Genomic DNA, 16481 nt, shown 5'->3' on the forward strand with positions numbered 1-16481 from the left:
CTACAACTGTCATAAAACCGAATATTGGAGATGAAATATTTCAATATCATGATCATTTTATGAATATTTGATGAAAAAACACCCTCTTGTTGTTCGAAAACACTTTTTTTACGACTAATTTACGGTGAATGGTGGGTCGTTATAGGTCATCAATTGCGCAACTATTCTGTTACAATAGCGCCGCATTTTTAAATTCATATAAAAGATCGGGGTTTTCTATGTCTACGCTTGCCACCCTAAAAGCGCTTCTTGCTAAACGCATTCTGATTATTGATGGTGCAATGGGAACTATGATCCAGCGCCATAAATTGGAAGAAGCCGACTACCGTGGTGAGCGTTTTGCCGATTGGGCACATGACTTAAAAGGTAACAATGACCTTTTGGTTCTGACCCAGCCTCAAATCATTCAAGGTATTCATGAAGCTTATCTTGATGCTGGTGCAGACATTATTGAAACTAATAGCTTTAACGGCACGCGTGTTTCAATGTCTGACTATCATATGGAAGATCTTGTTCCAGAGATTAACCGTGAAGCAGCACGTTTAGCTAAAGCAGCTTGTGAGAAGTATTCGACTCCAGATAAACCGCGTTTTGTCGCAGGTGTCCTTGGGCCAACATCGCGTACTTGTTCAATTTCACCGAATGTAAATGACCCTGCCTTTCGTAACATTACTTTTGATGAGTTAAAAGAAAACTATATTGAAGCGACTCATGCGCTGATTGAAGGCGGTGCAGATATCCTTTTGATTGAAACCGTATTTGACACATTAAACTGCAAAGCTGCAATTTTTGCGGTTAAAGAAGTCTTTAAACAAGTTGGTCGTGAATTACCAATCATGATTTCAGGGACCATTACCGATGCATCGGGTCGTACCTTAACAGGTCAAACTGCCGAAGCGTTCTGGAACTCTGTACGTCATGGTGACTTGCTATCGATTGGCTTTAACTGTGCGCTTGGTGCAGATGCCATGCGTCCTCACGTAAAAACCATTTCCGATGTAGCAGATACGTTTGTTTCAGCGCACCCAAATGCAGGCTTACCAAACGCATTTGGTGAATATGACGAAACGCCAGAGCAAACTGCAGCATTCTTAAAAGAATTTGCAGAAAGTGGCTTAATTAATATTACTGGTGGTTGCTGTGGTACAACACCAGACCATATCCGCGCGATTGCCAATGCGGTAAAAGATATAGCCCCTCGTCAAGTTCCTGAAACTGTACCTGCTTGTCGTTTGAGTGGTTTAGAACCATTTAATATTTATGATGACTCATTGTTCGTTAACGTGGGTGAACGTACTAACGTTACAGGTTCGAAAAAATTCTTACGCTTAATCCGTGAAGAAAACTTTGCTGAAGCTTTAGAAGTTGCACAGCAACAAGTGGAAGCTGGCGCACAGATTATCGACATTAACATGGATGAAGGGATGCTCGATTCGCAAAATGCGATGGTGCATTTCTTAAACCTTGTAGCTTCTGAGCCAGATATTTCACGTGTGCCAATCATGATTGACTCATCAAAATGGGAAATCATTGAAGCTGGCTTAAAATGCGTACAAGGTAAACCCGTTGTTAACTCGATTTCTTTAAAAGAAGGTTATGAAGAGTTTGTAGAAAAAGCTCGCCTGTGCCGTCAATATGGTGCTGCGATTATTGTCATGGCATTTGACGAAACAGGTCAGGCCGACACTGCTGCACGTAAGCGTGAAATCTGTAAACGCTCATATGACATTTTGGTTAATGATATTGGCTTCCCTGCTGAAGATATTATTTTTGACCCGAACGTATTTGCAGTAGCAACAGGTATTGAAGAACACAATAACTATGGGGTCGATTTCATTGAGGCCACAGGTTGGATTAAACAAAACTTACCGCACGCCATGATTTCTGGTGGTGTATCAAACGTTTCATTCTCGTTCCGCGGTAACGAGCCTGTTCGTGAAGCCATTCACTCTGTGTTCTTGTACCATGCCATCAAGCAAGGCATGACCATGGGTATTGTGAATGCCGGCCAAATGGCAATTTATGATGATATTCCAGCCGAGCTAAAAGAAGCAGTTGAAGATGTCATCTTAAACCAAAACCAAGGTGAATCTGGTCAAGCTGCGACTGAGAGACTGCTTGAAGTAGCTGAAAAATACCGTGGACAAGGCGGAGCTGCCAAAGAAGCCGAGAACCTTGAATGGCGTAATGAATCTGTAGAAAAACGTCTTGAATATGCACTAGTTAAAGGTATTACCACTTACATTGATCAAGATACAGAAGAAGCTCGCCTCAAAGCCAAACGTCCTTTAGATGTAATCGAAGGCGCTTTGATGGACGGTATGAACGTGGTTGGTGACTTGTTCGGTTCGGGCAAAATGTTTTTACCACAAGTTGTGAAATCTGCACGTGTTATGAAGCAAGCTGTGGCTTGGCTTAACCCGTACATTGAAGCTGAAAAAACAGGTAGCCAATCTAAAGGTAAAGTCCTGATGGCAACTGTTAAAGGTGACGTACACGATATTGGTAAAAATATTGTAGGTGTTGTACTTGGCTGTAATGGTTATGACATTGTTGACCTTGGCGTAATGGTTCCTTGCGAGAAAATCTTGCAAACTGCAATTGATGAAAAATGTGACATCATCGGTTTGTCAGGTCTGATTACTCCATCTTTAGATGAGATGGTGTTTGTTGCCAAAGAAATGCAGCGCAAAGGCTTTAATATTCCTTTGTTAATTGGTGGTGCGACTACATCAAAAGCACACACAGCAGTAAAAATTGATCCTCAGTACCAAAACGATGCTGTGATTTATGTTGCGGATGCTTCACGTGCTGTGGGTGTTGCAACGACCCTGCTTTCGAAAGAAATGCGTGGAAACTTTATTGCAGAGCACCGTGCTGAATATGCCAAAATCCGTGAACGCTTAGCCAACAAACAGCCAAAAGCTGCCAAATTGACTTATAAAGAGTCGGTTGAGAATGGCTTTAAAATTGACGAAAGCTATGTACCACCAAAACCAAATCTTTTAGGTACACAAGTCCTCACCAACTACCCTCTTGCAACCATTGTAGAGTATTTTGACTGGACACCATTCTTCATTTCTTGGAGCTTGGCAGGTAAATTCCCGAAAATTTTAGAAGATGAAGTGGTCGGCGAAGCTGCAACAGATTTGTATAACCAAGCTCAAGCGATGTTGAAAGATATTATCGACAACAACCGTTTTGATGCTCGTGCCGTATTCGGTATGTTCCCTGCACAGCGCACTGACGCCGACACAGTAAGTGTATTTGATGAAGCAGGTCAAAATATTACGCATACTTTTGAGCACTTACGTCAACAATCTGACAAAGTGACAGGTAAACCGAACTTGTCTTTGGCAGATTACATTCGTAATGACCGTGAACAACAGGACTACCTAGGCGGATTCACTGTATCGATTTTTGGTGCAGAAGAACTGGCAAATGAGTACAAAGCCAAAGGTGATGACTACTCTGCAATTTTAGTTCAATCACTGGCTGACCGTTTTGCTGAGGCCTTTGCAGAACACTTACATGAACGCATTCGTAAAGAGTTCTGGGGCTATAAAGCTGATGAACAGCTTAGCAATGAAGAACTGATTAAAGAGAAATATGTCGGTATTCGCCCTGCACCGGGTTACCCTGCTTGCCCAGAGCACTCTGAAAAAGCGGTATTGTTCGACTGGTTAGGTTCTACCGACAAAATCGGTACTAAACTGACTGAACACTTTGCAATGATGCCGCCATCTTCAGTAAGTGGTTTCTATTATTCTCATCCTCAGAGTGAATACTTTAACGTAGGTAAAATATCTCAAGACCAACTTGAAGATTATGCAAAACGTAAAGGTTGGACACTGGATGAAGCGAAGCGTTGGTTAGCATCAAATTTAGATGATTCGATTGCTTAAAATTAAGCTATAAAAAATCCCCTCAAGTGAGGGGATTTTTATATTTTCTCAGGTAAATATTTTAAAAATTTACTATTTAATTTTTTCATTATCCTTGCGCAATCTTCTAAAGAACCACGCTCTAACTTTTTTAGATTAAAAAAATCAAATGTATATTCAAGTTTAGGATGTTCTTTATTTATTGTATAACGCATAAATACTGCACGCCCTGCTTGTAAACATTCCAATTCATAAAAATCTCTAGTATTTTCATACTTTGGATGTATGAATTTATAGTTATCTAAAGAAAAATCTATTGAAGCGTTATATTGATCATTCTGAATTAGATAATTGATAAAATCTGTTCGTGTACCTTTTTGTGCTCCTGTATTACATCTCCGACAAGAAATAACTAAATTTCTTATATCAAAACTGTAATTTACATATTTATGTTTGGGCAATACATGTTCAATATCAATAATAATATCTTCATCTTCGGCAAGAGCCCTTTGGCAAAATGCACATGTGTTATCAAATTCTTTTTTTAACTTAACCTTAATTTGCTTCTTTACATAAAAGAATTCTTTACACGACCAAGGCTCATTTCCACATTTACAATTAATATTTCTACCTTTCCCCCTACTTGACTTCTTAGGATAGGGACAAGTGTAATTTAATAAATTAATGTTCATTGTTGTTTATAAACCTATTTTCTATATCCATTAAAACTTGTTTTTGTAAATCTAAGTCACATGCTTCTTTTAACTTTTTAAACTCTTCTTTTATCTCATAAAAAGAAATTTTCTTTAAGTCATAATTATCTAATAAAGCAACACAATACCTCGACAAAAATGAATTATCTGGTGTTAATAAACCAAAAATTTCCCAATATAAAGATTCAATACTATAATCATCATCCTCTTGAATTCTTTCAAAATTCCCATCAATTACTTTAAATATTTTATAGTTTATATTCCCTATATAATCACTGTAAAAATCCTTTCGATTTACCTGAAGTTTTGAAATCATTAATGGAGAGTGAGTTGCTATAAAAAAATTTAAATCATACATATAAAAGTAATCGTACAGTTTTAACACATACTCTCTCTGCCATTTTGGATGTAAACTTATTTCAGGCTCATCTATTAAAATTATATTTTTTTTATTTTTTAAAATTTTCTCACTCAAGAATAACATCTGTGCTAAAAAATGGGATTCTCCAGAACTTGCTCCATCCAACTTAAATCTCTTTCCATCTTTAGATAAAAGAAAGTCTATTTTAAAAATTCTTTTATTACTAAATAGCTCATAGAATTTTTTGAAGATTGATAAATTTACAGTGTTTTCTTTCCCCATCCAATATCCAAAGTCAAAAATATATTCATAATTACTATAAGGACGTAATAATTTTTCTAATTGATTACAAAACTTCTCAAGCTCAATTAACTCATAATCAATAAAATCCTTATCAATTGGAATATCAAATTTATTATATTTATCTATTTTTCTTATGAAATAGCTAAGAAAATCACCATCAAAATCAGAGTAAAATGATATTAATACAGCAACAAATCTCTCATATTTTAAGTATTCCAGGATATTATAAATACTATCATTTTCATTCAAAAATGAATCAATAATTATATTTTTTAAAAAAACCTTCCCATCTCTTGCACTTAATTTTTCATATCCTCTAGTACTAAACTTATCAAAAACAGTATTTGAAATCGCTATAACATGATCATTTCGCTTTAAGTGATTTTGACCTATAGTATTTAATAAGCGACTTTTCCCACTTCCATTAACTCCGACTAAGAAGTTAACATCACTATAATTATCCCAATACATTTTTCACAAAAAATTTTAAATTTATAAAATTGTAAATCTTTTATATGACTATTTAAAGCCCATATTATTCAAAAAAGTAACTTCCTGTTGAACAATATATTTAGAAAAATCCATATAGACAGCCTAGATTACTGCATTAATTAATAAAATTCCCCACCTTTAACATTCAGGGATTTCAAAGAGTTTTTTTCGATACTATTTATATCAAATACATATTACTTTTATTTCAAATGTGACTTAATCTTCTCTATAACTGCTTCAGTTGAAATACCATATCGATCATGTAGAGTAGATAAGGCCCTGCATCTAAAATGCATCTGGCAAATCTATCATGTCAAAACGAGGATGTTTACAATTTCTTAGAAATAGGACATACATCACTTAAACTTAATTTCCTCCCTTTCTAACACATCAGTCCCCTTAAGCACCTCCATAGTCAATAAACCAGCCCAAATGAGATTCTTTTGCTTAAATGCGCTTTATTCTCCTTATCAAAAGGAGAAAAATTAGCAGAAGGATTAAATTGATCTTCAAATGAAAAATATGTAATTTATCAATTATATATTTTCGAAAATTATTAAATGGCTATTCTCAAAAAAATTGATCCTGCCACTTTGGAATCTATTTGCAAAATATTAGGCGATACAATGAATGGCCTAACAGGTACGGAAATCTCTAAATACCTAAGTGAGTGTAATATTTCTGATCCAAAAATAAATTCAACAAAATGGAAGAAGTTATATGATGCTTTGAATCTCAAACAGAATGAAGATAAGTGCGCCAATAATTTAATCTTTTTTATTCAACATGTCATGAGACCATCAAGGCACTTTGATAATGCAACATGGTTTAATGAAATACGAAACAAATTAAATATTGTGCTTTCATTTGAAGGATTGGAATTAGAAGAAACTGGAATTATAAAACGCATCACAGCCATCAAAACACTTACTGAAGCAGAAGAACGCGCTATAAATTTAAGAAAAGTACTAATTGATAGGAAGATTCATAATGACGTTCTACTTTTCTGCAAAGCAGAGCTGTTAGTTGATAATTATTTTCATGCTGTATTTGAAGCAACTAAAAGTATCGCTGAAAAAATTCGTAATAAAACGTCTCTCACTACAGATGGATCTGAGTTAATAGATCAAGCTTTCTCATTCAAAGGAAAAATTCCTCATCTGGCATTAAACAATTTAATGACAGAAAGCGAAGAAAGTGAACAAAAAGGTTTTATGAACTTATTAAAAGGAATTTTTGGTACATTTAGAAACACAACAGCCCATGCTCCTAAAATTACTTGGACTATTGATGAACAAGATGCTCTAGATATTTTATCTACTATTTCCTTAATACATAGAAAATTGGATAAAGCTATTGAGGCAAAAAAAATGTATGAGGGAAAATTATAAAAGCCTAGTTGTATATCATATAAGCTTTTATATGCTCACATTACATGAATTTCCTCAACTCTTAAGTGATGCATCATCTCTCGAATAAACACAAAGTAGGTAAAACATAAAGCTGATCTGGAGACACTTGGCTTGTGTAATAGCTTAAATGCTCAATAAAATCATTTAATCTAGCAATTTTAGATTAAACAATCCGTAAATAAAAAGATCCCCCAATCTTTAAGATTAAGAGATTTCTTTTCGATACTATTTATACCAAGTACACATTACTTTTACTTCAAATGTGACTTAACCTTCTCTTTAACTGCTTCTGTTGAAATACCATAGCGATCATGCAAAGTGGGTAATGCCCCTGCATCTAAAAATGCATCTGGCAAACCAATCATGTCAAAACGAGGATGTTGCCCATTTTTTAAAAGTAGTGAGCCAACAGCCTCCCCTAAACCACCAACCACTGAATGATTTTCGGCAGTTAAAACAGGTCGGCCACCTTTTGTGACTTCATCTAAAATAGTTTGTTCATCTAAAGGCTTAATGATAGGCACATGTAGCACTGAAACCTCAATGCCCTCTTTTTCAAGCTCTTCGGCTGCCTCAAGCGCACGCATGGTCAATAAACCAGTCGAAATAATGAGTAAGTCTTTACCGGGTTTAATCACCTGTGCCTTACCCAATTTAAACTGGTAGTTGTATTTATCGAGCACTAATGGAACCTGACCACGCAATAAACGCATATATACCGGACCATTATGAGCGGCAATCTGAGGAATTGCCTGTTCTATTTCTAAGGCATCACATGGATCGATAATCATCAAGTTCGGCATAGCACGGAAAATTGCAATATCATCCGTTGCCTGATGACTTGGGCCGTAGCCTGTGGTTAATCCCGGAAGAGCTGCTACAATTTTGACATTCAGGTTATCTTCCGCAATTGCCATACAAATAAAATCGTAGGCACGGCGTGATGCAAACACAGCATAGGTCGTCGCAAAAGGAACAAATCCTTCACGAGCAAGTCCTGCTGCTGCGCTCATCAAAAGTTGTTCTGCCATGCCCATTTGGAAAAACTTGTCGGGGTTTTCTTTGGCAAAAATATGTAGGTCTGTATATTTTGATAAATCTGCTGATAAACCTACGATATCGTCACGCTCTTTTGCCAAGGCATTCAGTGCATGCCCAAATGGAGCTGGTTTAGTCGGTTGGCCCTCGGCAGCAATAGAAGCAATCATTGCCGAAGTGGTTAGTTTTTTCTTAGGAGGATTGGCTAACTGGCTCATGGTGTATTCCTTACTTTCCGTAGTGGGTCAAAATATTTAAAGCATCGTCCCATTCATGTTCATCAACACGAATAAAGTGTGTTTTTTCGCGGCTTTCCAAGAACGACACGCCTTTACCCATTTTGGTGTCACAAATAATGACGCGTGGGCATGCTCCTTCATGGTTTCGCGCTTGATCAAATGCTTCAAGCAAAGCTTCCATGTTGTTGCCATCTACACGTTGGGTGTACCAACCAAATGACTGCCAACGATCAACAATTGGCTCAAACGCTAAAATTTCGCTGGAATGTCCATCTGCCTGCTGATTATTCACATCAATGATGGCAATCAAGTTATCTAGTTTCCAATGAGAAGCAGACATTACGGCTTCCCACGTTGAACCTTCATTTAGCTCTCCATCGGACAGTAAGTTATAGACAAAAGCATCTGATTTTTTCTGTTTTAGCCCTAAACATGCGCCGACTGCAATTCCAAGACCGTGACCCAATGAACCACCTGTAATTTCCATACCGGGTGTATAGGAAGCCATACCCGACATTGGTAACCGACTGTCATCGGCTCCGTAGGTTTCAAGTTCTTCAAGCGGGATAATTTTTGCTTCAATTAAGGCTGCATAAAGTGCAATTGCATAATGCCCAATAGAAAGATAAAAACGGTCACGGCCTTCCCATTCGGGGTTTTCTGGCTGATATTTCATCGCATGGAAATAAGATACTGCTAGCAAATCTGCTGCACCTAAGGCTTGTCCAACATAGCCTTGGCCTTGTACTTGCCCCATACGTAAAGCATGTTGGCGAATGTGGTAGGCACGTTGTTGCAACTCGGCAATTTGGCCTGCTTTATCAACATTTAACATTGTCATTTACTATTCCTTATTAACGATTGACCAGTTTTGCTGGAACACGCAGAACCAAACTGGCACCGAAAATTAATACTGCTGTGATTAAGAACATACCGATTGCATTTGAACCTGTGTTGGTAGTGACCCAACCGATTAAATAAGGTGAGCAAAATCCTGCAAGATTGGCGAAGCTATTCACTGCTGCAATACCTGCCGCTGCGGAAACACCACCCAAAAAGTTGGTCGGTAACATCCAGAATAAAGAGGATGCCGTCAGCACACCTGAGGCTGCGATGCAAAGGCAAATTAAAGAGAGTGTTAGATTTGAAGCGAATAAAGTCGCAAATGTGAGTGCTATAGCGCCTGCACACATCGGAATAATTAAGTGCCAGCGGCGTTCTTGGAAATGGTCCCCGCTACGTCCTGCCAAAATCATGACCACAATGGCACACATATAAGGCAGGCTTGTGAGTAAACCGATATGCCAGTTATCACTAATGCCTGAGTTACGAATGAGAGTTGGTAGCCAAAATGTAATGGCGTATTGCCCCATCACGACACAAAAGTAAATACCTGCCAGTAGCCATAACCGTTTATCCGCGATGAACTCTTTAACGCTAGCATGACCTTCTTTGTGCTGGTTATCCTGAGCAAGCTCTTGCTTCACCAAGTTCTTTTCGTCTTGGGTTAACCAGTTGGCGTCTTGAACTGAATCTTTTAAAACAGCTAGTACTAGCAGGCCAACAAGTACAGTAGGAATGGCTTCAATTACAAACATCCACTGCCATCCAAACCAACCATGTACACCGCTCATTCGGTCCATGATTAAGCCTGAAAGTGGCCCACCAATCATTCCCGAAATTGGAATCGCGATAAACCAAAGTACGGTCATGCGCGCACGGCGGTAAGATGGGAACCAGTAAGTGAGATAAAGCAACAAGCCCGGAGCTAGTCCAGCTTCAGCAACACCAAGCAAAAAACGTAAGGTGTAAAATTGCCATTCGGTTTGAACAAAGGCAAAACAGCCTGACAAAATGCCCCATGTAATCATGATTCGGGCAATCCAACGCCGTGCACCTACTTTGTGAAGCACAATGTTACTTGGTACTTCACAGAGGAAATAACCAATAAAGAAAATCCCTGCGCCTAGACCATATACAGCTTCACTAAACTGTAAATCGCTCATCATTTGGAGTTTGGCAAAACCCACATTTACTCGATCTAAATAGGCACAAAAATAACAAAGCATTAAAAATGGCATGAGCCGAAATGCAATTTTTCGATACGCCGATTTACGAATCGTTGTATCTACTTCAGATGAAAATACTGTATCCATCATGCGAATCCCTTTACATTTGGCCACAGTATCCTCTTGTGACCATCATTCTATTTTTAGTTTTTAAATGACAAGCGTTAATGAATCAGCATGCCACCATTTACATCGAGTGTGACACCAGTTAAGTAAGCTGACAGATCACTTGCCAAAAATAATGCTGCATTTGCAACATCTTGCGCTTTACCTAAGCGGCCAAGTGGAATACCTGCCAAAATGTCGTGACGACGGTCATCATTCATTAAACCGCCAGTAATATCAGTCTGGATTAGACCGGGAGTAAGAGAGTTTACACGGATCTGGTCACCACCAAACTCACGTGCCATCGCTTTTGCCAGACCTAATACACCTGCTTTGGCAGCACTATAGTGTGGCCCGCCAAAAATACCACCGCCGCGCTGCGCTGAAACTGAGGATAGGCATACAATGCTTCCACCACCATTTGCCTTCATAGATGGAATAACCGCTTGCGACATAATCAATGTTCCGCGGAGGCTGACATCTAAAATACGGTCATAGTCATTACGTTGAATATCAAGGGTTTTAACTGGCTGAGTAATACCAGCATTGTTAATTAAAATATCAATCTTGCCATAGTGCTGTAGTGCTTGTTCAACAGCTACTTTGACCTGTTCTTCGTTCGCAACGTTTGCAGCAAGGCCTAAATGTCCTTCACCAAGCGCTTTTGCAGCGTTTTGGCTTTGAGCAAGATCTAAATCAACAATAATGACTTTGGCACCCTGTTGTGCAAAGATTTCTGCGGTTGCTCGCCCAATTCCACGTTCTGATGCTGCACCGGTAATTAATGCCACTTTTCCTTGTAGTAACATATTCAATCCTCTTTTACGCTTTATTTCCTGAGTTCTGACTTAGAATCTCTTTTTTCACAAAGCCCAGCAATCATCTCGAATTCAACAAGACATGAAAAAAATTCATGCCTATGCTATTTTCAAATAAGTTTTAGGGATAAAAATGGATCATTTCATGGATAGTAGTGAAAACAATTTCAACCACATGCCCTCAATTAAAACCTTACAGGCTTTTGAACAAACCGCCCGTTTCGGCAATGTTGCGAAGGCAGCCGAGCATTTGAATCTCACGCCTTCAGCAGTGAGTCATCAAATTGCTAAGCTTGAAGAAATGATTGGGCAGAGTTTATTTATTCGTGGTGCACGTGGTGTGACACTTACCCCTTCTGGTGAACGCTATTTTCAAGATGTCACCACCATTTTGCATAACCTGATGTTAGCCACGGAAAAAGCTGCCGATAAAAGCCCTAAAGACAGTTTATATATTCATTCATCCCCAAGTTTTGGTTTGCTTTGGTTGCTCCCTCGCCTCGAGTCATTTAAAGAAAAGTTCCCCATGATTCAGGTCAACTTGTCATGTTCCTATGAAAATTTGCACTTTACTCGCGACAAGATCGACATTGATATTCGTCATGGTTTGCCCAACTGGACAGGGGTAGAAATCAGAACGATTCGTAATGAAAAGCTTGAAGTGCTTGCTTCCCCCAAACTACTTGAACGTAGTCCAGTAAATAAACCTCAAGATTTATTAAAGAAAGAACTGATTTTATCGCGATCGACCTTAGTCACTTGGCCACAATGGTTTGCCCATCAGGGTCTAACTATTCCTGAGTTTCCCTACACTTTGAGTTTTGACCGCTCTTATATGTCACTTGAGGCGGCCACACACGGGCTAGGTTTTGTTTTAGAAAGTAATTTGCTTACCCAAAATTATTTAGAATCTGGGAAATTAGTTAGAGTTTTTGCAGATGAGCTATCGATTCCAATCTCTGCTCATCACTTGGTATATCCACGAACCCACCAATTTATTCCTAAAATTGAGCTATTTTTAAACTGGATTCATGATGAATTGGCAGGCTGAGAAATCATTTCTTAAATGATCTGAATTTGCTCAACTCGTAAGTGATGCATCATCTCTCGAATAAATACAAAGTAGGTAAAAACATAAACCTGATCTGGAGCTACTTGGTTTGTGTAGTAGCTCAAACGTTCAATAAAATCATTAAATCCATGCTCAAGCTCGATACGGCTGATTTGCTTTTTAGCACTAAAAAATAACTGACTGAGGTGTGTCATAGCAGCACCAGATGTAACAGCTACCCCACTTATATTCAGATTTCTGAGTGGCTGAGACTCGATGATTTCTTCAATAAAATAAATCATCTTTTCGATAGCAAGCTCATCAATAACACCATCGCTGATACTTTTTGAATTAACAAAACCTAAGCCCTGCTCAAGGTGAATGTGTTGGCTGTCTACATCAAACGAGAAACTATTTAGACCAAGTGAAAATTTTAAAACCGAGTCGGGATGAGTCATAAAAATAACTTACCGTTGAATTTTGCTCATAAGATTAATTTCTTTATAAGCGTAAATTGAACCAATTTTTCCAATATTTAACATTAACTAATCGATTATTATTAACACTACATATAATAAAAACCTCTTTAAAAAGATGAAAAATCAATCTTATATTCATCCAGTCTTACTATTAAAAAATAGAGTATAAACATGAAAAAATTAGCAATTTTAGGTGTTACGATTTATAGCTTTGCACAACTTACCAATGCAGCAACATTAAATGCAAAACCATATGGTACAACTCAAGATGGTCAAAAAGTTGATTTATACACCATGAGCAATAACAAAGGAGTCTCAGTTTCTTTTATTAGCTTCGGTGGTGTAATTACACAGATTTTGACTCCCGATGCCCAAGGCAAACAAAATAATATTGTTTTGGGCTTCGATGATCTAAAAGGCTATGAAGTCACTGATACCAAGGAAGGCATTCATTTTGGCGGATTAATTGGTCGTTATGCGAACCGGATTGGTAATGCTAAATTTAGCTTAGATGGAAAAACGTATAACCTTGAAAAAAATAATGGGCCAAATTCATTACATAGCGGGAATCCCGGTTTTGATAAACGTGTTTGGCAAGTTAAGCCTCTCGTTTCTAAAGGTGAAACCGTTAAAGCTTCTCTTAAGTTGACCAGTCCAAATGGTGATCAAGGTTTTCCCGGAAAGTTAGATGTGGAAGTGATCTACAGTCTTTCAGATCAAAATGAATTCCAGATTGAATATAAAGCCAAAACTGATCAACCAACAGTCGTCAATCTCACCAACCACAGTTATTTCAACTTATCAGGCGCTGGGAATAATCCTTATGGCGTACTAGATCATGTGGTACAACTCAATGCAGACCGTATATTGGTAACCGACCAAAACTCCTTACCCACAGGTGAAATTGCTTCAGTTGCAGGTACACCTTTTGATTTTCGAACGCCTAAAGCAATCGTAAAAGATATCCGAGCAAATAATCAGCAATTGGCCTATGGATATGGCTATGACCAAACTTGGGTAATTAATCAAAAGTCTCAAGGGAAACTCAATCTTGCAGCTATTGTGGTTGACCCAAAATCTAAACGAACCATGCAGGTTTTAACCACTGAACCAAGCGTTCAAATGTATACAGCCAATCATTTACTCGGAAATGTTACTGGTGCAAATGGCGTACTCTATCGACAAGCAGATGCGCTAGCATTAGAAACACAGCATTTTCCAGATAGCCCGAATCAATCAGCTTTCCCTTCTACACGTTTAAACCCAAATCAAACTTATAACAGTGTCACCGTATTTAAGTTTGGTGTTCAAAAATAATCTTTACAATGAGGCTATGTTCATATTAAAAAGACTCTCAGCTAAATATGGCTGAGAGTCTTTTCATTTATTTTACTTTTGTGTTGGGTAAAAATGCAGTTGCAAAACCAAGTAATGGCAACAATGAACATAAACCAAATACCCATTCAATGCCGTTAATATCCGCTAAATGCCCTAACCCAGCTGCGGCAATACCACTGACCCCAAACATAAGACCAAACATTAGACCTGCAATCATACCCACACGGCCCGGAACGGCTTCTTGTGCGTAAACCACCATTGCAGCAAAAGCAGACGACAACACTAAACCTGCAATAATTGAGAAAACTGTTGTCCAAAATAAGTTTGCATACGGCATCATTAATGCAAACGGTGCCATACCAATAAATGAAACCCAAATCACTGCTTTACGGCCAATTTTGTCACCAATTGGGCCGCCTGCAAATGTACCTAAAGCAACGGCTGCCAAAAAGGCAAACAAATGCAACTGAGCTGTTTGAATACTGATATGGAACTTTTGAATTAAGTAAAAGGTAAAGTAATTACTAATGCTAGCAATGTAGGTAAATTTGGCAAACATCAACACACTAATTGTGCTCAAAGCAATAATTAGCTTACGGCCATGCAATTTAGTATGTGCTTGGGTAGCACGTGCAACCACCTGACTTTTAGCATGACTCACAGTCCAACGGCTTACACCAAATAAAACCCAAATCGCCAAAAGTGCAAATATCACCAAACCCGCAACTGCATGCTGTCCAAACGGGACAATCAGTAAAGCTGCCAACAATGGACCAATGGCTGTCCCGGTGTTTCCGCCCACCTGAAAAGTCGACTGAGCTGTACCGAAGCGCCCGCCCGATGCCATTCGTGCCACACGTGAAGCTTCTGGATGAAATGTTGCAGACCCCACTCCAATAAGCGCAGATGCACATAACAACACAGCAAAACTTGGTGAAAATGCTAACAAGATAATGCCGCAGAATGTGACAACCATTCCGAGTGGTAGAAGATATGGTTTTGGATGTTTATCGGTATAAAGTCCAATCCAAGGCTGTAGCAGTGAACCTGTAATCTGGTATACAAACGAGATTAGGCCAACCTCCGCAAAACTCAGCGAAAAGTTTGCTTTTAGCATTGGATAGATGGCTGGTAGCACCGCCTGAATTAAATCATTCAGTAAATGTGCGACTGCCACTGCGCCTACAATTTTAATAATCATTCCTTGAGGCTGATCATTTGCAACGGTATTGGCAATACCATCTTTCAATTGTATTGAAGACGTCATACCTGAAAAACTCCAATATTTTTAAATGAGATGCTTATTGTAAATTGTCGCTTATAAAGTTATCTTCCAATAATCATCGTATAAGTGACAATTTTTAGGATAGTTTATGTCCGATTCTCTTATTCAGTCTGATTTGTCTGAACTTGTGATTGGGCTATCTTCTGAGCATTCTTACCGAGAAATCACGCCTACACATACGCATACACGTGCGCAGTTTTTATATGCCTCTACTGGCAACATTCAAGTTTTTACGCCTAATCATGTGTGGATTGTGCCGCCCATGTGCGCGTTATGGATTCCAGCACATGTAGAGCACAGCGTGATTTCACTGAGTCACGTGAAGTTAAATACGGCATTGGTTGAAGTAAATGCAGCAGCTTTAATGGGACAACATTGTTTTATTATTCGGGTGAGCAACCTGTTGCATGAGCTTTTGATTCGTTTAAATGAAATTGAACGTGAGGAAACTCCAAATACAGCAACCTCTCAAGAGCTTTCCCGTTCTTTACAAATTTTGATTTTTGAAGAAATACATCGGGCCAATTTATTGCCTATTCAGATTCCGTGGCCGAAAGACAAAAGACTCTTAAAAATTTGCCAAGAGTTATTACATACGCCTGACAGTTCAAAAGATTTAACAGATTGGGCTGATGATATTGGTGCCAGTTCCAGAACCCTAATGCGTATGTTCCAAAAGGAAACTGGGCTGTCATATCGGGCATGGTTGCAACAAATGCATATTGCACTTGCGTTAAGTAAAATCGCGAATGGTGAATCTATTGCTCAAATTTCAGAATCACTGGGGTATACAAACCCCAGCGCGTTCAGTGCAATGTTTAAGCGACATCTAGGAAAAACACCTCAGCAGTTTAGAAGTGCCGCGATGTCGCTATAAGTCTTTTTTTTTGCAGG

At 38.5% G+C, this 16481-nt stretch carries 13 protein-coding genes and 2 pseudogenes; 5 read left to right on the forward strand and 10 right to left on the reverse strand.

Translation table 11 applies throughout. The annotated features are described in order from the left end of the window. The first annotated feature begins 218 nt into the window (after nt 1–218). Nucleotides 219–3905 carry a methionine synthase gene (metH, locus tag J536_RS13925; protein WP_032063147.1) on the forward strand — a complete coding sequence of 1229 codons (3687 nt, stop codon included), beginning with the start codon at nt 219–221 and terminating at the stop codon, nt 3903–3905. A 38-nt stretch (nt 3906–3943) separates the two neighbouring features. On the opposite strand, the gene J536_RS13930 is transcribed toward metH, so the two are convergent. The 3 genes and pseudogenes from J536_RS13930 to J536_RS25185 form a co-directional block, all read right to left on the reverse strand. Then, a complete protein-coding gene (locus J536_RS13930) occupies nt 3944–4576 on the reverse strand; it encodes an HNH endonuclease (protein WP_032063149.1) in 633 nt (210 codons plus the stop codon). Next, complete coding sequence (locus tag J536_RS13935) at nt 4566–5732, reverse strand: AAA family ATPase (protein WP_032063150.1); 1167 nt, start codon at nt 5730–5732, stop codon at nt 4566–4568. Before J536_RS13935 ends, J536_RS13930 begins: the two co-directional genes overlap by 11 nt. 221 nt (nt 5733–5953) lie before the next feature. Next, nucleotides 5954–6101, reverse strand: a pseudogene (locus J536_RS25185) (transketolase family protein); the annotation flags it as partial. Between the two features lie 212 nt (nt 6102–6313). Between J536_RS25185 and J536_RS13940 the strand changes: the two are divergent. Further along, on the forward strand, nt 6314–7144 hold the full coding sequence (locus J536_RS13940) for a TIGR02391 family protein (RefSeq protein WP_032063151.1): 831 nt from the start codon (nt 6314–6316) through the stop codon (nt 7142–7144). A gap of 35 nt (nt 7145–7179) precedes the next feature. Here J536_RS13940 and J536_RS26160 read toward each other — a convergent pair. From J536_RS26160 to J536_RS13960, 5 genes and pseudogenes are all read right to left on the reverse strand, one after another. After that, nucleotides 7180–7310, reverse strand: a pseudogene (locus J536_RS26160) (hypothetical protein); the annotation flags it as partial. 106 nt (nt 7311–7416) lie between these two features. Further along, nucleotides 7417–8421, reverse strand: a complete 1005-nt coding sequence (locus tag J536_RS13945; RefSeq protein ID WP_032063153.1) for a transketolase family protein — start codon at nt 8419–8421, stop codon at nt 7417–7419. Between the two features lie 10 nt (nt 8422–8431). After that, nucleotides 8432–9277, reverse strand: a complete 846-nt coding sequence (locus tag J536_RS13950; protein WP_081404146.1) for a transketolase — start codon at nt 9275–9277, stop codon at nt 8432–8434. 19 nt (nt 9278–9296) lie between these two features. After that, nucleotides 9297–10598, reverse strand: coding sequence for an MFS transporter (locus J536_RS13955; protein ID WP_031962927.1), 1302 nt, complete (start codon nt 10596–10598; stop codon nt 9297–9299). 77 nt (nt 10599–10675) lie between these two features. Further along, complete coding sequence (locus J536_RS13960) at nt 10676–11425, reverse strand: SDR family NAD(P)-dependent oxidoreductase (RefSeq protein ID WP_000926501.1); 750 nt, start codon at nt 11423–11425, stop codon at nt 10676–10678. 184 nt (nt 11426–11609) lie between these two features. Here J536_RS13960 and J536_RS13965 point away from each other — a divergent pair, with 184 nt between their 5' ends. Then, the gene (locus J536_RS13965) at nt 11610–12485 is read left to right on the forward strand and encodes a LysR substrate-binding domain-containing protein (protein ID WP_032036302.1); all 876 of its coding nucleotides are present in this window, start codon (nt 11610–11612) and stop codon (nt 12483–12485) included. Between the two features lie 11 nt (nt 12486–12496). On the opposite strand, the gene J536_RS13970 is transcribed toward J536_RS13965, so the two are convergent. Beyond that, nucleotides 12497–12943 (reverse strand): hypothetical protein, encoded by a 447-nt coding sequence (locus J536_RS13970; RefSeq protein ID WP_032063156.1) that lies wholly within the window; start codon nt 12941–12943, stop codon nt 12497–12499. A 192-nt stretch (nt 12944–13135) separates the two neighbouring features. Between J536_RS13970 and J536_RS13975 the strand changes: the two genes are divergently transcribed. Then, nucleotides 13136–14281, forward strand: coding sequence for an aldose epimerase family protein (locus J536_RS13975; protein ID WP_032063158.1), 1146 nt, complete (start codon nt 13136–13138; stop codon nt 14279–14281). A gap of 67 nt (nt 14282–14348) precedes the next feature. On the opposite strand, the gene J536_RS13980 is transcribed toward J536_RS13975, so the two are convergent. Continuing rightward, nucleotides 14349–15569 carry an MFS transporter gene (locus J536_RS13980; protein WP_032063159.1) on the reverse strand — a complete coding sequence of 407 codons (1221 nt, stop codon included), beginning with the start codon at nt 15567–15569 and terminating at the stop codon, nt 14349–14351. A gap of 106 nt (nt 15570–15675) precedes the next feature. On the opposite strand from J536_RS13980, the gene J536_RS13985 reads away from it, so the two are divergent. Then, nucleotides 15676–16464: an AraC family transcriptional regulator gene (locus J536_RS13985; protein ID WP_016802806.1), complete on the forward strand. Its 789-nt coding sequence runs from the start codon at nt 15676–15678 to the stop codon at nt 16462–16464. Nucleotides 16465–16481: the final 17 nt, after the last annotated feature.

This window comes from Acinetobacter sp. 809848, assembly GCF_000581275.1.
Classification (GTDB): Bacteria; Pseudomonadota; Gammaproteobacteria; order Pseudomonadales; family Moraxellaceae; genus Acinetobacter; species Acinetobacter pittii.